This window comes from Stenotrophomonas sp. TWI1149 (genome assembly GCF_039673155.1).
In the GTDB taxonomy this organism is placed as follows: Bacteria; Pseudomonadota; Gammaproteobacteria; order Xanthomonadales; family Xanthomonadaceae; genus Stenotrophomonas; species Stenotrophomonas maltophilia_AA.
The window spans coordinates 187,266-208,932 of sequence record NZ_JBDJLB010000010.1 but is presented as its reverse complement, the minus strand read 5'-3'; the positions used below and the strand labels follow the sequence as shown (position 1 = coordinate 208,932).

Genomic DNA, 21,667 nt, shown 5'->3' with positions numbered 1-21,667 from the left:
CGGTGGTTGTGGGGCTTGGCGCGTTGGTTTAGATGCGGGGTGGGGCTCACCTTTGGCCGGGCCGGCCGCCCCCACTACTCCTGTTACCACTTGTAGGTCACGCGCCCGTATACGTACGCACCATTGAACCCGTACGGCGAGTAGTTGCTGTACGGCAGCATGCCCCAGGTGGAGTTCTGCAGGTCCACGGTGCGGTCCGGGTATTCGTCCAGGATGTTGTCCGCGCCCAAGGTGAGGGTCCAGTTCTCGCTCGGCTTGTAGCTGGCCGAGGCATCCAGCACCCACGAGGCGTCGTAGGTCTGGTCACGCAGGGCGGTCGCCGAATTGCGCACGGTGAATGAGCCATAGCGGGTGGCCGCCAGGTTCAGGTCCCAGCGGTCCGAACGCCAGGTGCCGCTGAGGATGGTCTTGTCGCGCGGGTAGCTGTCCTCGATGCGGCCGATCTCATCGCGGCCGATCAGCGACTGGGTGATGCCCAGCGTGCCGAACACCGGCGGCGAGCCGATGAACTTCTTCACCTCGGTTTCGTTGTAGCTGTAGGCAGCGGTCAGCTCCAGCGAGCTGGCGGCGAAGGGAATCGTGTAGCTGGAGACCGCATCCACGCCGCGGGTGCGGGTGTCCACGCCGTTGGTGAAGTAGGAGAACGCCGTGACGCCCGGCAGCCCCAGCCCGGACAGCAGCGCATTGGCCGCGTCATTGGTGGTGATGTTGGTGGAGAGCACGATGCGGTCGTCGATGTCGATCTGGTACGCATCCACGGTCAGGTACAGGCGATCCACCGGCTGCAGCACCAGGCCCAGGCTGTAGGAGGTCGAGCTCTCGGCCTTCAGCGGGCTGGCACCCAGCGCCTGCGCGGCAGGGCTGGTGGTCGGGAAGGTGCCGCGTTCGACGAACACGCCGTTGACGATCGTGCTGGTCACCGCCTGGTAGCTCTGCTGGGCCAGCGACGGAGCGCGGAAACCGCTGGAGGCGGTGGCGCGCAGGGCGACCTTGTCGGTGAAGGCGTAGCGTGCGGAGAGCTTGCCGGAGAACTTGTCGCCGAAGTCCGAGTAGTCCTCGTAGCGGCCGGTCACGCCGGCGGAGAACTTGTCGGTAAGGTCGGCTTCCAGTCCGGCATAGACAGCGTAGTTGTCGCGGTCGGCGTCGACGGCGTTGAGCGGGGTGAAGCCGCCGAAGCCCTGTGCACCGCTGCCGGTGTAGGAGTTCAGTTCACCGGCCGACTGCTCCCACTTCTCCTTGCGGTACTCACCGCCGAAGGACAGCGTGACCGGGTAGGCCAGCCCCCAATCGAGGGTCTTGGTCACATCGGCGTTGACGATGTTCTGGGTGTACTCCAGCGCGCCGTCGTAGAACGAGCGCGGGCTGTTCACGCCGAGCGCGTAGTTGATGCTGTTGCGGGTGTGGAAGTCGATCTTGTTGGCGCCATAGTTGTAGCTGACATCCCAGTTCCAGCCGTTGTCGGAGCCGCCCTTGACCCCGGCGACCAGCGAGCGGTCCTTGGAGTACTGGTTGATCTCCGGCACGAAGCCGTCCGGGTAGGTCTGCGCCAGCAGCGGGCCCTGGTTGCTGTTGTTGCGCGAGCGATAGAACGCGAACGAGGTGATGTCGCGGTTGCTGGCCATCGCGGTGGCGTAGGCCGAGACGTGGTCGCTGAACTGGAAGCTGGCGTTGGCCGAGGCGGCGGTTGCATCCACCTGCGGGTCGCCGACCACGAAGGTGGTCTGGCCGATGTTGGGGAAGTTGCCGGTGTTCGGCGCGGTGCCCTGGTACGGGCCGGCCCGGTTGCTCTCGTCCTGCTGGACGATCTGGCCGGCCACATGCACGCTGCCGCGACCGTCGGCGAAGCCGATGCCGGTATCGCCGGAGAGCTGGTACTTGTTGCCGTCACCGGCCGAGTACTGGCCGGCGTCCAGCGCCAGGCTGCCGCCGGAGGACGAACCCTTGAGCACGATGTTGATCACACCGGCGATGGCGTCCGAACCGTACTGCGCCGAGGCGCCGTCGCGCAGCACTTCCACGCGCTCGATCGAGGCGATCGGGATCGCGTTGATGTCCACCGCCGAGGAGCCACGGCCAATGCTGCCGTTGACGTTGATCTGCGCCGAGGTGTGTCGGCGCTTGCCGTTGACCAGCACCAGCACCTGGTCCGGGGACAGGCCGCGCAGCTGCGCCGGGCGGATGCCGCTGGTGCCATCGGTCAGCGCCGGGCGCGGGAAGTTCAGCGAGGGCAGGGCGCGGGCCAGCGCGGTGGCCAGCTCGGTGGTGCCGGTGGACTGCAGCGCCTCGGGGGTGATGATGTCGATCGGTGACTGCGACTCGGCCACGGTACGGTCGGCTACGCGGGTACCGGTGACGATGATGGTGTCCAGGGTGTTGGCCGCCGTGCGGGCGGGTGCCTCCTGGGCGGTGGCGGCGAAGCTGGACATACCGAGCGCGACAGCTACGGCGGCGGCGAGCGTACTGGTCTTGCGGTTCATCAGGATGTGGCTCCGGTAGGGGCGGTGCTGCACCAAAGCGACATCACGACATCGAGGATCGGGTCTGCGAAGGCGGTTGTTGCGGTGCGCAAGAGACGGATTAACGGGATATTCATCGCTTGTCAAATATTTGCCATGTTCGTAAAAAACGTTGCAGCAGCAACCATTTACGTGCGGTCGAGGATCTGACAGGAGGGTCCCGGGGGAGCGCAGGCAGGGTCGTGGGAGAGAGAAACGAGGCCTGCCGCGCATCCCGGGGCCCGTCAAGTATTCGTTAACGCTAGAATTACGTCGCAGGAAAGGTGCTCACGAGCACATTCCATTCCGTTATATGGACCCCCAAGATGATTTCCCTTCGTAACTTCGCCTTGCGCCGTGGCGAGCGGCTGCTGTTGTCCAACGTCGACCTGACCCTGCACGCGGGGTACCGCGTCGGCGTGGTCGGCCGTAATGGCGCTGGCAAGTCCAGCCTGTTCGCCGCCGTGAAGGGCGAGCTGGAGGCGGACAAGGGCGACGTCGATCTGCCCGGCAAGATCCGCATCGCCAGCGTGGCCCAGGAAACCCCGTCGCTGCCCGACCCGGCGCTGCAGTTCGTGCTGGAGGGCGACACCGAGGTGGCCGCCGTCATGCGCGAGGAAGCCGCCGCCGCCGCGCGTGAAGACTGGGAAGCGGTCGCCACCGCCCACCAGCGCATGGCCGAGATCGGCGCCTATGACGCCGAAGCGCGCGCCGGCAAGCTGTTGCACGGCCTGGGCTTCCCGGCCGAGACGCACTCGCGCGCGGTCTCCTCGTTCTCCGGCGGCTGGCGTGTGCGCCTGAACCTGGCGCGCGCGCTGATGATGCCCAGCGACCTGCTGCTGCTCGACGAACCGACCAACCATCTGGATCTGGACGCGGTGTTCTGGCTGGAACAGTGGCTGCTCAAGTACCCGGGCACCCTGCTGCTGATCTCGCATGACCGCGAGTTCCTCGACAACGTGGCCACCCACACCCTGCATCTGCACGGTGGCGGCGCCAAGCTGTACGTCGGTGGCTACACCGATTTCGAGCGCCAGCGTGCCGAACAGCTGCGCCAGCAGCAGCTCGCCCACGACAAGGAACAGGCCGAGCGCGCGCATCTGCAGAGCTTCATCGACCGCTTCAAGGCACAGGCCAGCAAGGCCGCGCAGGCGCAGAGCCGCATGAAGCGCCTGGCCAAGCTGGCCGGCACCGAAGCCGTGCGCGCCGAGCGCGAGTTCCGCATCGAATTCGCCCCGCCGGCCAAACTGCCGTTCTCGCTGATCCGCCTGAACCATGTCGAGGCCGGTTACGGCGCCGATTCGGTGATCCTGCACAACGTGGGCTTCGGCCTGGAAGCCGGCCAGCGCATCGGCCTGCTTGGTCCGAACGGCGCCGGCAAGACCACCCTGGTGAAGACCCTGGTGGGCGAACTGGACCCGATCAGCGGCGAGCGCGCCGCGCATCCGGACCTGCGCATCGGTTACTTTGCCCAGCACACCGTGGAGTCGCTGCACGAAGGGCAGTCGCCGATGGAGCACTTCCGCGACCTGGCGCCGGATGCACCGAACCAGTCCTTCCGCGATTTCCTCGGCAAGTGGAACTTCGCCGGCGACCGTGCCTTCGAACCGGTGGACGGCTTCTCCGGTGGCGAACGCGCGCGCCTGGCGCTGGCGCTGATCGCCTACCAGCAGCCGAACGTGCTGCTGCTCGACGAACCGACCAACCACCTGGACCTGGAAATGCGCGAAGCGCTGGCCGAAGCACTGGCCGACTTCGAGGGCGCGATCGTGATGGTCTCGCATGACCGCCATCTGATCGGCCTGGTCTGCGATACCTTCTGGCGCGTCGCCGATGGCGTGGTCGAGCCGTTCGACGGCGATCTGGATGCCTACGCCGCCTGGCTGCGTTCGCGTCCCGCCGCGCAGGGCACCAAGCAGAAGATGGCCGCGGCCGCCCCGGAGCCGGTGCCGCCGACCCCGCCGCTGCCGCCGAAGAAGCCGGTCAATCCCCACAAGCTGGCTGCTGCCGAAGCCAAGGTGGGCGAACTGGAGGCGCTGCTGGCCGACCTGGACCGCGAGCTGGCCAACCCGGCCAACTACGCCGATGCGACCCGCATGGCCGTCCTCGGCCGCGACCGTGAAGCCACCGCGACCCTGCTCAGCAAGGCCGAGCAGACGTGGATGGAATTGCTGGACGCGTAAACGGCATGCCGACCAACGGTCGGCATCTACCTGGCACCCTCAGGCAACCGGTAGGTGCCGACCGTTGGTCGGCACATCGTCCTGCGCCTCCAGCCATTCCCGGAACCTGCGCGCCGCATCGCTTTCGGCGCGCGAGCGCAGCCGCGTCAGCCAGTACCGCCCCAGGTCCAGCGTCTGTGCAAACGGCTGGATCAGGCGCCCCTGGGCCAGGTCCTGCTCGAACATCTTCAACGGCAGCAGCGCCACGCCGGCGCCCGCGGCGGCGGCACTGGCCAGCGTCAGGGACGAATCGAACACCGGCCCGCGCGCTTCCAGCTCCGGTGCCCCGGCCGCCTGCAGCCAGCGTGGCCACTCGTCGCTTCGGTAGGAGCGCAGCAAGGCCACATTGGCCAGATCGCGCGGCTGCCGCAGCGTACGTGCCAGCGCGGGTGCGCACAGGGGCGCGAACGGTGCCTCCAGTACGGCATCGCTGACCTGCCCCTGCCAATCGCCATCGCCGAACCGGATCGCCAGGTCCAGCCCTTCACCGGCCAGATCGATGCGGTTGTTGTGGGTCTGCAGGCGCAGCTCGATATCCGGATGCCGCGCGTTGAAATCGCCCAGGCGTGGCAGCAGCCAGCCGGTGGCGAAAGTGCCGACCACGCCCAGGCTCAGTACCTCGCGGAAGTGCCCGCCGACGAAACGGTCCAGGCTCACCGCGATGCGGTCGAAGGCCTCATTGAGCACCGGATACAGGCGGGCTCCTTCATCGGTCAGGGCGACCCCGCGCGGCAACCGGGTGAATAGCGACACACCCAGCCGGTCCTCCAGCGCCCGGATCTGATGGCTCAGCGCGGCTTGGCTGACGCACAGCTCCAACGCGGCGCGGGTGAAATTCTGGTGCCGTGCAGCGGCCTCGAAGGCGCGCAGGGCATTGAGCGGCAACTGGGGGCGGAGCATGGGCCGAGCCGTGAGCAGGAGTGATGCATCTTCGCACTGAGGGGGCTGCTGCGGGGAGCAGCTGGCAGGGATGAGGGCCGTTCCTGCGTTCATTCCCAGAGGTTGGTCCCCGTAGACGTGAGGGCAGGTAATGGCTCCCGCTGAAAATCCTCGCTGGTGGCGGCGCCGCAACCTGCCAATACTCAGGCCTTCGCCACGGAGAACCGCATGATCGCTCGACGACAGTTCCTGCAATGGACCGGCGCGGCCGCCGCATCGGCATTGGCCGCCACCGCCTTTGCCAAGACCCCGCTGCCCTCGCCGAAATCCGTCGCCGCGGCGAAGGACTTCGCGGCGTTGGAAGCCGCGAGCGGCGGGCGCCTGGGCGTGACCCTGCTCAACACCGGCACCGGCTGGCGCACCGGCAATCGGCAAGACGAACGCTTCCCGATGTGCAGCACGTTCAAGTTCGTGTTGTCCGCGGCTGTCCTGCTTCTGGCCGACCAGGGCAGGCTCTCGCTGGACCGGCGCGTGGCCGTGCGCCAGCAGGACATGCTCTCGCATGCCCCGGTGACCACGCGGCATATCGGCAAGGACGTGACGGTGCGTGACCTGTGCCGGGCGACCATGATCACCAGCGACAATCCTGCGGCGAACCTGCTGCTGGGCGTGGTTGGCGGGCCGGCCGGCGTGACCGCGTTCCTGCGCGCGAATGGCGACGCGGTGACCCGCAATGATCGGCTCGAGCCGGAGATGAACCGGTTCGCCCCGGGCGATCCGCGCGACACCACCAGCCCGGCCGCGATGGCGGCCAGCCTGCAGCGTTTCGTGCTCGGCGACGTCCTCAAGCCCGGCTCGAAACAGCAGCTGGCCGATTGGCTGATCGACAACGAAACCGGCGATACGCGTCTGCGCGCCGGGCTGTCCAAGGCGTGGCGGGTCGGAGACAAGACCGGCAGCAATGGCGAGGACACCACCAACGACATCGCGATCCTGTGGCCGCTCGCCGGCGGCGCTCCGTGGGTGCTGACCAGCTACCTGCAGGGCGCGACGGTCGATGATGCCGGACGCAACGACGTGCTGCGCCAGGTAGCGGTGATCGCCGAAGGCATCCTGAAGCAGGCCGGGTAGGCCACGCCGCCCGGTAGGCACCGACCGTTGGCCGGCGCACGCAAGGTAGGCGCCGACCGTCGGTCGGTGCGCACTGAGGTTAGTGCCGGCCGCTGGCCGGCTCCCCATGAAGCCGTCACCGCCCACCGCCGTGATCGCCCGCCGCCAGGACCGCCTGGAGCCGGCCAGCGGCCGGCACTACCCACGAAACCCGCATCGCCCGCCGCCCGCACCGCCTGCAGCAGACCCGGCCAACGGCCGGCACCACCGTTCCCGCGTCAGCCTTCAGGGTGGCTGTTGCGTACCGCCTCCAGGAAATCCCGGCCCCAGCGGTCCACGTCGTAGTACTCCACGCTGCCGAACAACTGCCGCATGCGCCCGGTCGCTTCGTCGTCGGGCATCGACAACGCCTGCAGCAGCCCGGCCGTCAGATCAGCCGGATCGTGCGGGTTGGTCAGCACCGCGCCCTTCAGCTCGGCGGCCGCACCGGCGAACTCACTGAGCACCAGCACACCGTTGCTGCCCTCGATGCCCTGCGTGGCGACGAACTCCTTGGAGACCAGGTTCAAACCATCGCGCAGCGGGGTGATCCACATCACCTGCGCGGCCGCGTAATGCGCCACCACTTCCTCGAACGGCAACGCCTGCGCGAAGAAGCGCACCGGGGTCCAGTCCAGCCGCGAGAAGCGCCCGTTGATCCGCCCGACCGCCTGTTCGATCTGGTTCTGCAGCGTGCGGTAGATGGTCATCTCGCGCGCGGCGGGCACGCAGATCATCAGCAGGGTGACCTTGCCCTGGCGATCCGGATGCTGTTCCAGCAGCCGCTCGAAGGCTTCCAGTTTGGCCAGCGTGCCCTTGGTGTAGTCCAGCCGCTCCACCGACAGCACCAGCTTGCGCGCGCCGATCTCGCGGCGCAGCTTGAAGATGTCGTTGCGCACATCGCTGCGCGCGAGCACGTTGTGGATGCGGCGCAGATCGGTGCCGACCGGATGCGCACCGAGCGCGACTTCGCGATCGCCCACGCGCAGGCGCGTGGTCATGGTGTCCAGGCCGACGGCACACCCGTAGGTGAGGAAGCGCGGCGCGCAGCTTTCCCAGGCCAGCCGCTCGGCCGGCATGGCGCCGCGGACCACGTCCACGAAGTTCTCCACCTGGCGCGGAATGTGGAAGCCGATGTAGTCGCAGCTGAGCAGGCTGCCGATGATCTCGCGGCGCCACGGCACCACGTTGAACACATCGGCCGAGGGGAAGTAGGTGTGGTGGAAGAACGCGATCTTCAGGTCCGGGCGCAGCTCGCGCAGCGTGGCCGGCACCATCCACAGGTTGTAGTCGTGGATCCACACGGTCGCGCCATGCGCGGCTTCGGCAGCGGTGGCCTCGGCGAACTTGCGGTTGACCTTCAGGAATACCTGCCAGTCATCTTCGCGGAACTTCGCGCGCTCCCAGAACACATGCAGCATCGGCCAGAACGCTTCCTTGGAGAAGCGCTTGTAGAAGATGTCCACCTCCTGCTTGCTCAGCGGCACGCGCGCGGCGGTCAGGGTGGGGTAGCGCTCGGCATCCACCGCCAGATGGGTCTGGAACGGGCCGCGCTTGGGCTCGTCGATGCCCCAGGCCACCCACGACCCTTTCTGGCCGCCTTCGAAGAAACTCAGCAGCGAGGGAATGATGCCGTTCGGCGAACGTGGTGGGCGCTGCACCAGCACGCCGTCTTCCATCACTTCATCGAAGGGCAGGCGGTGGTAGACCATCACCAGGTCCGCACCGTCGGCGCGCGCCTGTGCCGGCGGGCGCAGGAAGGGATCGTCATCGGCGAGCAGGCCGGACTGTTCGATGGCCTCGAGGATGCCGCCGCAGCCGGGCGCCTGCGCGTGGTAGGTGTGCTTCAGGTCGGCGGTGGCGGCGGTCAGTGCCGGCTCGGAATCGCCGACGCACACCCCGCGGAAACCGGAGGTGTACATCGACAGGTCATTGAGGGTGTCACCGGCCACCAGGATGCGGTCGCGCGGGAGTTCCAGCAGGCGCGCAAGCGCGGCCAGGGTACGGCCCTTGTCGGTATCGGGCGGCAGGATGTCCAGGTAGCGGTCGGCCGAGTACAGCACGTCGCAGCCCAGCGCCTGTGCGGCAGCCTGGATCTGCGCGCGCAGCGGCGCCAGCGTGTCGGGATCGCAGAAGTACGAGCAGCGGCGTTCCTGGGGAACGTCCTGGCGCTGCAGCGCGGTGAACGGGCGCATCGCCGCGGCGACCACCTGCTCGCCCGGCCAGTGCGCATCGATCATCGACTGCAGGGGCTGCAGCGGCTGCAGGGTGTGACCGTCGACGACGGTGGCGCCTACATCGCAGACTACGTAATCCGGGCGCGGGATGGCCGGATCGGAGAGCAGGGGCATCACCGCTTCCAGGCCGCGGCCGGTGATGAAGATCAGGCGGATGCCGGGGTGCTGGTCGACCAGCCGGTAGAGCCGATGGCGCGCGGCGGGATCGCCGGCGAGGAAGGTGCCATCCAGATCGGTGGCGAGGATCAGTTGCGGTGCCGGCGGGGCCGGCGGTGTACGGGTTGGAGTGAGGGAGGTCGGTGTCGAAACAGTCAATGCACTTCCTTATCGGAGTCAGAGGGGAGGGGGGAATCGGAATCCGGCGGCGCGGTGTCGGTCTCGGGCATCAGCTCCAGTGCCGACGGCGTGGTGCGCAGCATCAGCCGGAACCCGACCGGATGCGTGCGCAGGCGCTGGAAGCTGAGCAGGCGCGCGGTGGTGAACAGCGCCAGCAGCATCAGCACCACCGCGAAGTACAGCGGCAGCGCCGGCGCACCGAAACGCTGCATGGCGGCACCGGCCAGCGCGGGGCCGAGCGCCGCGCCGACGCCATGCACCAGCAGCAGGCTGGAGCAGCCGGACAGCAGGTCCTCTCGCGGCAGGTAATCCAGCATGTGCGCGACCGCGAAGGGATACAGCGCGAACGCCAGCCCGCCGTAGAAGAAGAACAGCCCGAACAGCAGATGGGTCTGCAGCTGGATCATCGGCAAGGAGGCCACCACGGCGATGCCGGCGGCGGCCAGGCTCAGTGCGACCAGTCCGGTACGGCGGTCATGTCCATCGCTGATGTGGCCCAAGGGCCATTGCAGCAAGGCACCCCCGGCGATGGCGGTGAGCATGAACAGAGCGACGCCGTTGCCATCCAGGCCGACCTCGCCGGCGTAGACCGGTAGGAGGCCCCAGAACGCACCCATCGCCAGGCCGGAAAGGCCGGCGGCAACCGTCGCCACCGGCGCCATCGCATACAGCCGCGCCAGTTTCAGGCGCGGCACCGACGGAATTTCCGGCGGGCGCAGGCGCGTAGCGGTGACCGGCAAGACCGCCGCGCAAACCAGGATCGCGGTGAGCATGAACATCGATGTCGCGCCGGCGTCGCCGAGCATCAGCAGCACCTGGCCGAGCGCCAGTGCCGAGAGGTTGACCACCATGTAAAGCGAGAAAGCGCGGCTGCGCAGGCGCGGGTCGGGCTCGGCGTTGAGCCAGCTCTCGATCACTGTGTAAAGGCCCACCAGCGCGATGCCGGTGAGGATGCGCAGCACACCCCAACCCACGGGATTGATCCACAGAGGGTGCAGCAGCACCGCGATGGCGGCGAGGGCGGCAAAGAAGGCAAACGCACGGATATGGCCGATGCGGCCGATCAGCGAGGGGGCGAAGAAGGTGCCGATGAAAAAACCGGCGAAATAGCCGGACATCACCAACCCCAACGTACCGGCACCGAAGCCGGCCTCACCACCGCGCACCGCCAAGAGAGTGCCAAGCAGGCCGCTGCCGGTCAGCAACAGCGCCACGCCGGCGAGCAGGGCGGTCAACCGCAACATGCGTGCGTCCTTCGTGGGGAAGAAGGCGAACGAGTCACGTGACCGACCATAACACAGGGGGGATGAAGCCCCGGTTGCAGCGCTGCGGGTGCGCATGCGCGCGTCGCGGTGGGGCTGGACGCATGGTTTGCGCTGGTCGTTCGCGCCCGTTAGGGTGGGGCCATGAATGTAGTCAAACTTCTTCCCTTGGCGGCTGCACTGGCGATCACCGCCTGCAGCGGCTCCAACGATACCGTCGGCCATGAAGTCTCGATGGCGCCGTCCGATGCCTTCATGGCTGCCGTCGCTGCGCATTGCGGCAAGGCGTTCGAAGGCCGCATCGCGGTCAACGAGCCGCGCACCGATGCACCTGATCCCTTCGAGGGCAAACGGCTGGTCATGCATGTGCGTGGCTGTGAGGATCCGGCACATGAGCTGCGGATTCCCTTCCATGTCGGCGACGACCACTCGCGCACCTGGGTGCTGAGCCGCACCGAAAATGGGCTGCGGCTCAAGCACGATCACCGCCACGAAGACGGCAGTCCGGATGCGGTCACACTGTATGGCGGCGACAGCAAGCCGCCAGGCACCGCGCAGCGTCAGTCATTCCCGGTGGATTCGGACTCGGTGGCGATGTTCCGCAAGGCCGACATGCTCGCCTCGGTGCAGAACACGTGGGCGATGGAGGTCGAGCCGGACCAGCGCTTCGTCTACGAATTGACCCGTCCCGGCGGGCGCCACTTCCAGGTGGTGTTCGATCTGAGCAAGCCGGTGGCCTTGCCGCCGGCGCCGTGGGGCAGCGAGACCCCTGCGCCGTAATTCCGTCCGATAGCACCGGAGCCTGTTCTCCGGCACCGTGAGCGGAGGGTGCCGACCAACGGTCGGCACCTACCGCGAGGGGGCGTTCAGCGCGCGCCGAAACGGGCGCGGCAGCCGCCGCTGACCCACAGGCTGCCGTTACTGTAGCCCCAGCTGCGGCCTTCCACGCACGCCGTGCCGGACAGTTGCTGGACCAGTGCCGGACGTCCCTGGCGGTCGTCCCAGGCGCAGGTCTGCTGGCGCTTGTCGTTGCTGCTGCAGGTCACGCTGTAATTGCTGTTGCCGCCGCCACCGCTCCAGTTGCCGCCGCTGTTGCCGCGTGCTTCGGCGAACTCGCCGCGGCAGCCGCGGTTGACCCAGACCGCGCCATTGCGCACGCCCCAGGTCTGGCCCTCGACACAGGCCGTACCGGAGATCTGGCGGACCAGGGTCGCATTGCGCCAGCCGGTGTTGCAGCTCCGTTCGCGGTTGTCCTGGCTCTCGCAGCGGATCGTCGCGCCGGTGCCACCGCCGCCGCCGCCCCAGTTGCCGCCGTTGCCGCGGCCCTCGACGAACTCGGCGCGGCAGCCGCCGCTGACCCACACCGTCCCGTTGCGCGAGCCCCAGTTGCGGCCCTCGGTACAGGTGGTGCCGGAGATCTGGCGCGACAGCCGGGCACTGCGCCAGCCGGTGTTGCAGACCCGCTCGCGGTTGTCCTGGCTTTCGCAGCGGACCGTGCCGCTGTTGCCCGGGCCGTTGCCGCCGCCATTCCAGCCGCCCCCGCTGCCATTGCCGCGCAGGGACGTGGCGATGTCCTGCTTGATCCGCGAGAAGTTCCAGCCCGAATTGACCTGGGCCAGGTAGAAGCGCAGCTGGTCGTCCGGAATCCGGCGGCCATTGGACTGGTCGGCGTATTCCTGGGTGATGACCCGGCTGCGGTCGCTGCTGGACAGCTGCGACAGGTTTTCCGGGGCGTAGGCGCGGGTGCTCATCTGGGCCTGGGCGGCCGGGGCGGTACAGGCCAGTGCGGCGGCCAGGCAGGCAACGGTCAGACGTCTGTTCATGGCGGCATCCCTTGCGGTCGTTGGTGCGCGGACTATAGGAAGAGTCAGGGTTCAAAAGGCGTGATGCCGCCCGGGCGGGCCATCCGGGCGCCGCTGGCCCGGCACATGGCGCAGGGGATTTGCCCCGGCCGGGCCGACGCCGCAGAATAAAGGGCTGTCCGGCGCAACCTGGTGCCGGCATTCTCCTGCGGAGCTTTACCCCCATGCGTACCCACTTCTGTGGCCTGGTCGACGAGACCCTGATTGGCCAAACCGTTACCCTCGCCGGCTGGACCGACGTCGCCCGCAACCAGGGCGGCGTGTGCTTCATCGATCTGCGCGATCATGAAGGCATCGTGCAGGTGACGGTGGAAGTCGACAACGCGGCCGTGTTCGCCGTGGCCGCCAGCCTGGGCTACGAGGACGTGCTGCAGGTGGAAGGCGTGGTGCGCGCGCGCCATGCAGCCAACGACAAGCTCCGCACCGGCAAGGTGGAAGTGATCGCCACGGCCATCACCATCCTCAACAAGGCCGAGCCGCTGCCGTTCCACGCGCACGAGAACCCGGGCGAGGAAACCCGCCTGAAGTACCGTTACCTGGACCTGCGCCGCCCGGAAATGCAGCGCATGCAGCGCACCCGCATCAAGCTGGTGCAGGCCCTGCGCCGCCACCTGGACGCCACCGGCTTCCAGGACATCGAAACCCCGATCCTGACCAAGGCCACCCCGGAAGGCGCCCGCGACTTCCTGGTGCCGGCGCGCATGCACCCGGGCGAGTTCTACGCCCTGCCGCAGAGCCCGCAGCTGTTCAAGCAGATCCTGATGGTGGCCGGCTTCGACCGCTACTACCAGATCGCGCGCTGCTTCCGCGACGAGGCCCTGCGCGCCGACCGCCAGCTGGAATTCACCCAGCTGGACATGGAGTTCGCCTTCGTGCGCGAGCAGGATGTGCAGGACTTCGTCGAGAACATGATCCGCGCCATCTTCAAGGAAGTGGTGGACGTGGAACTGGCCGCCAGCTTCCCGCGCATGACCTGGGCCGAGGCGATGCGTCGCTATGGCTCGGACAAGCCGGACCTGCGCATCGCGCTGGAGCTGGTGGACGTGGCCGAGCTGGTCAAGACCAGCGAGTTCCCGGTGTTCACCGCCGCCGCCAACGATGCCGATGGCCGCGTGGCCGCGCTGCGCGTTCCGGGCGGCGCCAGCCTGTCGCGCAAGCAGATCGACGAATACGCCGCGCATGCCGCCAAGTACGGCGCCAAGGGCCTGGCCTACATCAAGATCAGCGACAGTGGTGAAGTCAGCTCGCCGATCGCCAAGTTCTTCAGCGAAGAGGCCTTCGCCGCGCTGGTCGCCCACGTCGGTGCCGGCAACGGCGACATCGTGTTCTTCGGCGCCGGTGGCTACAACAAGGTCTCCGACTTCATGGGCGCCCTGCGCCTGAAGGCCGGCAAGGACTTCAACCTGGTCAGCGCCGGCTGGGCACCGCTGTGGGTCACCGACTTCCCGATGTTCGAATACGACGACGAAGCCCAGCGCTACGTCGCCCTGCATCACCCCTTCACCGCACCTGCGGTGGACGACATCGCCGACCTGCGCGCCAATGCCAAAACCGCCGTGTCGCGCGGCTATGACATGGTGCTCAACGGCAACGAGATCGGCGGTGGCTCGATCCGTATCCACCGTTCGGACATGCAGAGCGCGGTGTTCGAGCTGCTGGGCATCGGCGCCGAAGAGGCCGAGGGCAAGTTCGGCTTCCTGCTCGACGCGCTGCGTTTCGGCGCGCCGCCGCACGGTGGCATCGCGTTCGGCATCGACCGTATCGCCGCGCTGATGGCCGGTACCGAGTCGATCCGCGACGTCATCCCGTTCCCGAAGACCACCGGCGCGCAGTGCCTGATGACCGGCGCGCCGTCGCCGATCCCGGACGAGCAGCTGGCCGAAGTGCACGTGCAGGTCCGCCCGCGCGCCGTCAAGGAATAAGCCGGGACGCGCCGGCCCCCGGTAGGCGTCGACGCGTGGCAGGTACCGACCGGTGGTCGGTGCCTGCTGCGGATCCTGCCCGCCATGATCGACAGGTTCACGGGTCGTGGGGCGCCATCGCCGCCACGTTCAGGTAAATTGGCAGTCTCGCCGATGCCGATGCTCCCGCCGTGACCCCAGGCCGCTACACCATCCGCCGCGCCACCCCGGACGACGCCCAGACCCTGTCGGTGCTGGCCACGCGCACGTTCGTGGAAACCTTCGGCCATCTGTACCCGGCGGAGGACCTGCAGGCCTTCCTCGATGAGGCGTACCCGGCGCCGCGCCAGCGCATCATTCTTGAACACCCCGATTACGCGGTCTGGCTGCTGGAACTGGACGGTGTCGCCGTGGGCCATGCCGCCGCCGGTCCCTGTGGCCTGCCGCATGCCGAGGTGCAGCCCGGCGATGGCGAGCTCAAACGCCTGTACCTGATCAAGGACCAGCAGAGCTGTGGCTGGGGCAGCCGCCTGTTCGAAACCGCGCTGGCCTGGCTGGAACGCGAGGGCCCGCGCACGCTGTGGCTGGGCGTGTGGTCGGAGAACTTCGGCGCGCAGCGTTTCTACGCCCGCTACGGCTTCAGCAAGGTCGGTACCTATGAGTTCCCGGTCGGCAAGGTGCTCGACCTGGAGTTCATCCTGCGCCGCCCGCCCACGGCGGCCTGAGCGCGACGCCTTCATGGCCCGCAGCGGCTTCACCTGCCGTTGTCCGGTCCATTCGTCTAATGACGCTGTTTCCTTATGCAGGCGCCCCGCCCGACGGGCTAGGCTGACACCATGAATCCCCCTGTTTTACTGCTGCACGGCATCTGGAACGCACGCGCCTGGGTCGGCCCCCTGGCCTGGCGCCTGCGCGCCCGTGGCTTCGCCGTGGATACCTTCGGCTATTCGAGCGTGTTCGGCGGCCCCGACGTGGCCGTGCCCCAGCTGCTGGAGCGGCTCCAGGGCAGTGGCCCGATTTCCCTGGTCGGCCACAGCCTGGGCGGACTGGTCGCGCTGGAGGCCCTGCGGCGCGCGCCCGACCTGCCGGTGTCGCGGGTGGTCTGCCTGGGTTCGCCGCTGCGCGGCAGCGTGACCGCGCGCTCGTTGAGCGATCACGGCTGGTCGCTGGCGCTCGGCCGCAGCTCGGAACTGCTGCTGGATGGCCTGCCGGCGTGGGAGGGCAGGGCGCAGGTCGGGCTGATCGCCGGCTCGGTCCCGCACGGGCTGGGCAGCCTGCTCGGCGCCTGTGGCGATGCCTCCGATGGCACCGTGGCGCTGGATGAGACGCAGTTGCCGGGCCTGGCCGACCACTGCGTGATCCCGGCCAGCCACAGCGGGCTGGTGTTCTCGCCGGATGCCGCGCGCCAGACCGCCGCGTTCCTGCGCGATGGCCGGTTCCGGCGTGATGATGCGGCCCACGCCGCCTGAGCGGGCCGGGCAGTGACACGGGCCGGCCGGCGGATCAGGTAGAATTCGCGCCCTGTTCCTGACAGAAACACGAGAGTCACCCCATGGGTAGAGGCCCCTCCATCGAGAACCGCAAAAACGCGTCTGACGCGAAGCGCGGCAAGATTTTCACCAAGATCATCCGCGAGATCGGCGTAGCCGCGCGCGGCGGTGGAGGCGACCCCAACAACAACCCGCGCCTGCGCGTGGCCATGGACAAGGGCCTGTCCTCGAACATGTCCAAGGACGTGATCGAGCGCGCCATCAAGAAGGCGACCGGTGAGCTGGAAGGCGTCGAGTACGAAGAGATCCGCTACGAGGGCTATGCCCCCGGTGGCGTGGCCGTGATCGTGGACTGCCTGACCGACAACCGCGTGCGCACCGTGGCCGATGTCCGCCATGCGTTCAGCAAGTGCGGCGGCAACATGGGCACGGAAGGCTCGGTGTCGTTCATGTTCAAGCGCCTGGGCGTGTTGCACTTCGCCGCCGGTGCGGACGAAGAAGCCGTCACCGAAGCGGCGATCGACGCCGGCGCGGACGACATCGTGGTCTACCCGGAAGACGGGGCGATCGACGTGGTCACCGCGGCCGACAGCTACCACGCGGTCAAGGATGCGATGGCAGCCGCCGGGTTCACGCCCGACCACGCCGAAATCACCTACCGCGCCGACAACGACATCAAGGTCGAGGGCGACACCGCCCTGCAGGTCAAGAAGCTGCTGGACATGCTCGAAGACCTGGACGACGTGCAGGACGTGTTCTCCAACGCCGACCTCGGCGCGGACGCCTACGCCTGAGCGGGCGCTTCACCGGTCGCTTTGCGCGACCGGTGAGCGGACAATGCGGACCATGATGACCCCAGGCGTTCCCCGTTATCCCCGCCGCATGTGTCCCTCCCGGGCCGCGGGCGGCCGTGTGCGTGCCGCATGACGCGCATTCTTGGCATCGACCCCGGTTCGCAGCGCACCGGGGTGGGCATCATTGATGTGGACGCCGCCGGCAAGGTGGTGCACGTGCATCATCTGCCGCTGGTCCTGCTGGGCGCCGACGACTTCCCGCAGCGGATGAAGCTGCTGGTGGTCGGCCTGACCGCCCTGGTCGAGGAATACCGCCCCGACGAAGTGGCCATCGAAAAGGTGTTCATGGCGCGCAATCCGGATTCGGCCCTGAAACTGGGCCAGGCGCGCGGCGCGGCGATCTCGGCCGTGGTGATGCGCGACCTGCCGGTCAGCGAGTACGCCGCCACCGAGATCAAGCTGGCCGTGGTCGGCCGCGGTGGCGCGGAAAAACAACAGGTCCAACACATGGTCGGGCTCATGCTCAACCTGAAAACCAAGCTGCAGGCCGACGCTGCCGATGCGTTGGCCGTGGCCATCACCCACGCCCATGTCCGGGCCACGGCGCTGCGCCTGGGCGTCAATGCGCGCCAGGCCTGGAGCCGGAAATGAGGAACACTGCATGATTGGTCGTCTGCGCGGGATCGTGGCCTACAAGGCGCCGCCGTGGCTCATGGTCGACGTCAATGGCGTCGGTTACGAACTGGAGGCGCCGATGAGCACCTTCTACGACCTGCCCGAGCTGGGCCGCGAGGTCACCCTGTTTACCCATTACGCGCAGAAGGAAGACAGCGTCTCGCTGTACGGCTTCCTGCGCGAGGGCGAGCGCCGCCTGTTCCGCGATGTGCAGAAGGTCAGCGGGATCGGCGCCAAGATCGCGCTGGCGGTGCTGTCCGGCGTAAGCGTGGACGAATTCGCCCGCATGCTGCAGGCCGGTGACATCACCGCGCTGACCCGCATCCCGGGCATCGGCAAGAAGACCGCCGAGCGCATGGTGCTGGAACTGCGCGACCGCGCGGCCCATTTCGGCGGTGGCGGCGCGCCGATCGCCGGCGCCGCACCGGCAACCGATCCGGTCTCCGAGGCGACCGTGGCCCTGCAGCAGCTGGGCTACAAGCCGACCGAGGCCGCACGCATGGCGCGTGACGCCAATGCCGAGGGTGACGACGTCGCCACCGTCATCCGCAAGGCCCTGCAGGCCGCGCTGCGCTGAGCCGCGCGCCTGTCTTTCCCTAGCCAACGACACCAACGACCGCGTCCGCCCGGAGCCCCATGTCCACCACTTCCCCCCAGCACAGCGACGGCCAGACCCCGCACGGCCACGCGCCGGCGGCCGGCGGCATGGCGCTGATGATCGGCGCCATCGGCGTGGTGTTCGGCGATATCGGCACCAGCCCGCTGTACACGCTGAAAGAGGCCTTTTCTCCGCACTACGGCCTCAACAGCGACCATGACACCGTCCTGGGCGTGCTGTCGCTGGCGTTCTGGGCGCTGAACATCGTGGTCACGCTCAAGTACGTCACCATCATCATGCGCGCCGACAACGAGGGCGAGGGCGGGATCATGGCGCTGATGGCGCTGACCCAGCGCACTCTGCGGCACGGCTCGCGCTCGGCCTACGTGGTGGGCATCCTGGGCATCTTCGGGGCCTCGCTGTTCTTCGGCGACGGGGTGATCACCCCGGCCATCTCGGTGCTGGGTGCGGTCGAAGGCCTGGAGGTCGCCGCGCCCGGGCTGCATGCGTTCATCGTGCCGATCACGGTGGTGGTGCTGCTGGCGGTGTTCGCGGTGCAGCGCTTTGGCACCGAGAAGATCGGCAAACTGTTTGGGCCGATCACCTCGATCTGGTTCATCTCGCTGGCCGCGATCGGCATCTACAACATCGTCGATGCGCCCGAGGTGCTCAAGGCGTTCAACCCGATGTGGGCGCTGCGCTTCTTCATGGAGCATGGCTGGCACGGCATCTTCATCCTTGGCGCGGTGGTGCTGGCCGTCACCGGTGGCGAGGCGCTGTATGCGGACATGGGCCATTTCGGCGCCAAGCCGATCCGCCATGCCTGGTACTTCTTCGTGCTGCCGTGCCTGGTGCTGAACTACCTGGGGCAGGGCGCGCTGGTGCTCAACAACCCCGAGGCGGTGAAGAACCCGTTCTTCGAAGCGGTGCCCGACTGGGCGCTGTACCCGATGATCATCCTGGCCACCATGGCCGCGGTGATCGCCTCGCAGTCGGTGATCACCGGCGCCTTCTCGGTCTCGCGCCAGGCCATGCAGCTGGGCTACATCCCGCGCATGCGCATCACCCATACCTCGCACGACACCATCGGCCAGATCTACATCCCGGGCATCAACTGGGGCATCGCGGTGATGGTGATCGGGCTGGTGCTGGCCTTCCGCAGCTCCTCCAACCTGGCGGTGGCCTACGGCATCTCGGTGTCGGCGACCATGCTGATCGATACCCTGCTGCTGGCGCTGGTGGCCCGCGCGCTGTGGCCGACCTCGCGCTACTGGATCATCCCGCTGTGCGTGATTTTCTTCGTCATCGACCTGGGCTTCGTGATCGCCAACGGCGCCAAGCTGCTGCAGGGCGCGTGGTTCCCGGTGGTGCTGGGCATCGTGCTGTTCACCATGATGCGCACCTGGCGGCGTGGGCGCGAGCTGCTGCGCGATGAGATCCGCAAGGACGGCATCCGCATCGACACCTTCCTGCCGGGCCTGATGCTGGCCCCGCCGGTGCGGGTGCCGGGCACCGCCGTGTTCCTGACCGCCGACCCCTCGGTGGCCCCGCATGCGCTGATGCACAACCTCAAGCACAACAAGGTGCTGCACGAGCGCAACGTGTTCCTGCACGTGGTGACGCTGCCGGTGCCGTACGCGCCCTCGGGCCAGCGCCTGAAGATCGAATCGGTGGGCGATGAGTTCTACCGGATCTACGTGCGGTTCGGCTTCATGGAGACCCCGGACGTGCCGCTGGCGCTGATGCGCTCGTGCGACCACGGCGGGATCTACTTCGACCCGATGGACACCACGTTCTTCGCCAGCCGCGAGACCATCGTGGCCACCGCCAACCGCGGCATGCCGATCTGGCGCGACAAGCTGTTCGCGCTGATGCACCGGAACGCGGCCCCGGCGACCGGGTTCTTCCGGATTCCGGGTAATCGGCTGGTCGAGCTCGGGGCGCAGGTGGAGATCTGACCGGACGGCCGACCAACGGTCGGCCGCTACCCCACGGTTTGCGATGCAAACCGTGGGCCCCGGCGGCATTCCCCCTTATCCCCGCGCCTTCGGCGCGCCCCCTTGAACACCCCATCCGCCCTTGGCGGACTGGGGTGTCCGCGCATCCACCTTATCCCCGCGCCTTCGGCGCGCCCCCTTGAACAACAAGGGGGCTCTTCCTCCGATGCTTTCCCCGTAGTGCCGGCCGCTGGCCGGCTCCTCATGACATCTGCATCCCGCGGAGCCGGCCAGCGGCCGGCACTACCGGACGCGGATCGCGCCGCTTTTGCCGCATAATTGCCGAATGACCGACGACCGCATCATCGCCGCCGGTGCCACCCGCGAAGACGAGGGCACCGACGCCAGCATCCGCCCCAAGCGCATGGCCGATTACCTGGGCCAGGCGCCGGTGCGCGAGCAGCTGTCGATCTACATCGAGGCGACCAAGGCCCGTGGCGACGCGCTCGACCACGTGCTGATCTTCGGGCCGCCGGGCCTGGGCAAGACCACCCTGAGCCACGTGATCGCCAACGAGCTGGGGGTCGCGCTGCGCGTCACCTCCGGCCCGGTGATCGAAAAAGCCGGTGACCTGGCCGCGCTGCTGACCAATCTGCAGCCGCACGACGTGCTGTTCATCGATGAAATCCACCGCCTCTCGCCGGTCGTGGAAGAAGTGCTGTACCCGGCGATGGAAGATTTCCAGATCGACATCATGATCGGCGAGGGCCCCGCGGCCCGCTCGATCAAGATCGATCTGCCGCCGTTCACCCTGATCGGCGCGACCACCCGTGCAGGCCTGCTGACCGCGCCGCTGCGCGACCGCTTCGGGATCGTGCACCGGCTGGAGTTCTATACGCCCGAAGAGCTGACGAAGATCGTCCGGCGCTCGGCCAGCATCCTCAACATCGACTGCACCGCCGAAGGCGCGGCCGAGATCGCACGGCGTTCGCGCGGTACCCCGCGTATCGCCAACCGCCTGCTGCGCCGCGTGCGCGACTTTGCCCAGGTGAAGGCCGCCGGCCACATCGACCAGGACGTCGCCCAGGCCGCGATGCAGATGCTCAAGGTGGACCCGGAAGGCTTCGACGAGCTGGATCGGCGCCTGCTGCGGACCATGGTCGACTACTTCGACGGTGGCCCGGTCGGCATCGAATCGCTGGCCGCGGCCCTGTCCGAAGAACGCGGCACGCTGGAAGACGTGGTCGAGCCGTACCTGATCCAGCAGGGGTTCCTGATCCGGACCGCGCGGGGCCGCATGTGCACGCACAAGGCCTACCGGCACATGGGCCTGAAACCGAAAAACCCGCCGGCCGACCTGTTCGCGGAGGTCCCGGATGTCGGTTGATCCCCGGGTTGAGCCGCGATTCAGTTGGCCGACACGCATTTACTGGGAAGATACCGACGCTGGCGGGGTCGTATACCACGCCCGCTACGTGGCCTTCATGGAACGGGCGCGCACGGAATGGATGCGTGCACTGGGGTATGGTCAGGAGCGCATGCGCTGCGACCACGGCCTGGTGTTCGCGGTGCGCAGCATGACCATGGATTTCCTCAAGCCGGCGCGCCTGGATGACGCGCTGGATGTCACCGCCACGCTGGTGCAGTGCAAGCGCGCCAGCATGGTGTTCGCCCAGGCCGTGTGCCGGGGCGACCAGACATTGCTGACCGCGCAGGTGAAGATCGCCGCGCTCGATGCAACCACCTTCAAGCCGCGTGGCATGGACGATGCACTGCATGCCGCGCTGAAACACCTCGAATTTCCAGAATCCGCACACTGAGGAACAACGG

General features: G+C 67.9%; 17 protein-coding genes. 12 read left to right on the top strand and 5 right to left on the bottom strand.

Annotation, left to right across the window (positions count from 1 at the left end; translation table 11 throughout):
* Positions 1–83: 83 nt before the first annotated feature.
* Positions 84–2,477 (bottom strand): TonB-dependent receptor, encoded by a 2,394-nt coding sequence (locus tag ABE424_RS13310; protein WP_346492892.1) that lies wholly within the window; start codon positions 2,475–2,477, stop codon positions 84–86.
* A gap of 344 nt (positions 2,478–2,821) precedes the next feature.
* On the opposite strand from ABE424_RS13310, the gene ABE424_RS13305 reads away from it, so the two are divergent.
* Positions 2,822–4,678, top strand: a complete 1,857-nt coding sequence (locus ABE424_RS13305; protein ID WP_346478837.1) for an ABC-F family ATP-binding cassette domain-containing protein — start codon at positions 2,822–2,824, stop codon at positions 4,676–4,678.
* 39 nt (positions 4,679–4,717) lie between these two features.
* On the opposite strand, the gene ABE424_RS13300 is transcribed toward ABE424_RS13305, so the two are convergent.
* Positions 4,718–5,617, bottom strand: a complete 900-nt coding sequence (locus ABE424_RS13300; protein WP_346492893.1) for a LysR family transcriptional regulator — start codon at positions 5,615–5,617, stop codon at positions 4,718–4,720.
* A gap of 207 nt (positions 5,618–5,824) precedes the next feature.
* On the opposite strand from ABE424_RS13300, the gene blaL2 reads away from it, so the two are divergent.
* Positions 5,825–6,727: a L2 family extended-spectrum class A beta-lactamase gene (blaL2, locus tag ABE424_RS13295; protein ID WP_346492894.1), complete on the top strand. Its 903-nt coding sequence runs from the start codon at positions 5,825–5,827 to the stop codon at positions 6,725–6,727.
* 257 nt (positions 6,728–6,984) lie between these two features.
* Here the strand turns inward: blaL2 and ggpS are convergent, their stop codons facing one another.
* Positions 6,985–9,231: a glucosylglycerol-phosphate synthase gene (gene ggpS / locus ABE424_RS13290; protein ID WP_346492898.1), complete on the bottom strand. Its 2,247-nt coding sequence runs from the start codon at positions 9,229–9,231 to the stop codon at positions 6,985–6,987.
* A gap of 62 nt (positions 9,232–9,293) precedes the next feature.
* Positions 9,294–10,562, bottom strand: a complete 1,269-nt coding sequence (locus tag ABE424_RS13285) for an MFS transporter (protein ID WP_176988411.1) — start codon at positions 10,560–10,562, stop codon at positions 9,294–9,296.
* A 162-nt stretch (positions 10,563–10,724) separates the two neighbouring features.
* Between ABE424_RS13285 and ABE424_RS13280 the strand changes: the two genes are divergently transcribed.
* Complete coding sequence (locus ABE424_RS13280; RefSeq protein WP_346478833.1) at positions 10,725–11,360, top strand: hypothetical protein; 636 nt, start codon at positions 10,725–10,727, stop codon at positions 11,358–11,360.
* Between the two features lie 86 nt (positions 11,361–11,446).
* Here ABE424_RS13280 and ABE424_RS13275 read toward each other — a convergent pair whose 3' ends face one another.
* Complete coding sequence (locus tag ABE424_RS13275; RefSeq protein WP_346492896.1) at positions 11,447–12,403, bottom strand: DUF3011 domain-containing protein; 957 nt, start codon at positions 12,401–12,403, stop codon at positions 11,447–11,449.
* Positions 12,404–12,606: 203 nt separating this feature from the next.
* Between ABE424_RS13275 and aspS the strand changes: the two genes are divergently transcribed.
* From aspS to ybgC, 9 genes are all read left to right on the top strand, one after another.
* Positions 12,607–14,364: an aspartate--tRNA ligase gene (gene aspS, locus ABE424_RS13270; protein ID WP_346492897.1), complete on the top strand. Its 1,758-nt coding sequence runs from the start codon at positions 12,607–12,609 to the stop codon at positions 14,362–14,364.
* A gap of 170 nt (positions 14,365–14,534) precedes the next feature.
* Positions 14,535–15,068 (top strand): GNAT family N-acetyltransferase, encoded by a 534-nt coding sequence (locus ABE424_RS13265; RefSeq protein WP_319211709.1) that lies wholly within the window; start codon positions 14,535–14,537, stop codon positions 15,066–15,068.
* Positions 15,069–15,179: 111 nt separating this feature from the next.
* Positions 15,180–15,812, top strand: coding sequence for an alpha/beta fold hydrolase (locus tag ABE424_RS13260; protein ID WP_346478829.1), 633 nt, complete (start codon positions 15,180–15,182; stop codon positions 15,810–15,812).
* An 83-nt stretch (positions 15,813–15,895) separates the two neighbouring features.
* Positions 15,896–16,627: a YebC/PmpR family DNA-binding transcriptional regulator gene (locus ABE424_RS13255; protein WP_176988417.1), complete on the top strand. Its 732-nt coding sequence runs from the start codon at positions 15,896–15,898 to the stop codon at positions 16,625–16,627.
* 129 nt (positions 16,628–16,756) lie between these two features.
* A complete protein-coding gene (gene ruvC / locus ABE424_RS13250) occupies positions 16,757–17,278 on the top strand; it encodes a crossover junction endodeoxyribonuclease RuvC (RefSeq protein ID WP_121039160.1) in 522 nt (173 codons plus the stop codon).
* Positions 17,279–17,288: 10 nt separating this feature from the next.
* The gene (ruvA, locus tag ABE424_RS13245) at positions 17,289–17,879 is read left to right on the top strand and encodes a Holliday junction branch migration protein RuvA (protein WP_313210410.1); all 591 of its coding nucleotides are present in this window, start codon (positions 17,289–17,291) and stop codon (positions 17,877–17,879) included.
* A 128-nt stretch (positions 17,880–18,007) separates the two neighbouring features.
* Positions 18,008–19,858, top strand: coding sequence for a potassium transporter Kup (locus ABE424_RS13240; RefSeq protein WP_346492899.1), 1,851 nt, complete (start codon positions 18,008–18,010; stop codon positions 19,856–19,858).
* 325 nt (positions 19,859–20,183) lie between these two features.
* On the top strand, positions 20,184–21,224 hold the full coding sequence (gene ruvB / locus ABE424_RS13235) for a Holliday junction branch migration DNA helicase RuvB (RefSeq protein ID WP_121039149.1): 1,041 nt from the start codon (positions 20,184–20,186) through the stop codon (positions 21,222–21,224).
* Complete coding sequence (gene ybgC, locus ABE424_RS13230) at positions 21,214–21,657, top strand: tol-pal system-associated acyl-CoA thioesterase (protein ID WP_176988418.1); 444 nt, start codon at positions 21,214–21,216, stop codon at positions 21,655–21,657. Before ruvB ends, ybgC begins: the two co-directional genes overlap by 11 nt.
* The last annotated feature ends 10 nt before the right edge of the window (positions 21,658–21,667 follow it).

Excerpts from the sequence above, each read along its gene's own strand:
- ABE424_RS13310 (WP_346492892.1), bottom strand. The coding sequence starts at position 2,477 with ATGAACCGCAAGACCAGTACGCTCGCCGCCGCCGTAGCTGTCGCGCTC.
- ABE424_RS13305 (WP_346478837.1), top strand. The coding sequence starts at position 2,822 with ATGATTTCCCTTCGTAACTTCGCCTTGCGCCGTGGCGAGCGGCTGCTG.
- ABE424_RS13300 (WP_346492893.1), bottom strand. The coding sequence starts at position 5,617 with ATGCTCCGCCCCCAGTTGCCGCTCAATGCCCTGCGCGCCTTCGAGGCC.
- blaL2 (WP_346492894.1), top strand. The coding sequence starts at position 5,825 with ATGATCGCTCGACGACAGTTCCTGCAATGGACCGGCGCGGCCGCCGCA.
- ABE424_RS13285 (WP_176988411.1), bottom strand. The coding sequence starts at position 10,562 with ATGTTGCGGTTGACCGCCCTGCTCGCCGGCGTGGCGCTGTTGCTGACC.
- ABE424_RS13280 (WP_346478833.1), top strand. The coding sequence starts at position 10,725 with ATGAATGTAGTCAAACTTCTTCCCTTGGCGGCTGCACTGGCGATCACC.
- ABE424_RS13275 (WP_346492896.1), bottom strand. The coding sequence starts at position 12,403 with ATGAACAGACGTCTGACCGTTGCCTGCCTGGCCGCCGCACTGGCCTGT.
- aspS (WP_346492897.1), top strand. The coding sequence starts at position 12,607 with ATGCGTACCCACTTCTGTGGCCTGGTCGACGAGACCCTGATTGGCCAA.
- ABE424_RS13260 (WP_346478829.1), top strand. The coding sequence starts at position 15,180 with ATGAATCCCCCTGTTTTACTGCTGCACGGCATCTGGAACGCACGCGCC.
- ABE424_RS13255 (WP_176988417.1), top strand. The coding sequence starts at position 15,896 with ATGGGTAGAGGCCCCTCCATCGAGAACCGCAAAAACGCGTCTGACGCG.
- ruvC (WP_121039160.1), top strand. The coding sequence starts at position 16,757 with ATGACGCGCATTCTTGGCATCGACCCCGGTTCGCAGCGCACCGGGGTG.
- ruvA (WP_313210410.1), top strand. The coding sequence starts at position 17,289 with ATGATTGGTCGTCTGCGCGGGATCGTGGCCTACAAGGCGCCGCCGTGG.
- ABE424_RS13240 (WP_346492899.1), top strand. The coding sequence starts at position 18,008 with ATGGCGCTGATGATCGGCGCCATCGGCGTGGTGTTCGGCGATATCGGC.
- ruvB (WP_121039149.1), top strand. The coding sequence starts at position 20,184 with ATGACCGACGACCGCATCATCGCCGCCGGTGCCACCCGCGAAGACGAG.
- ybgC (WP_176988418.1), top strand. The coding sequence starts at position 21,214 with ATGTCGGTTGATCCCCGGGTTGAGCCGCGATTCAGTTGGCCGACACGC.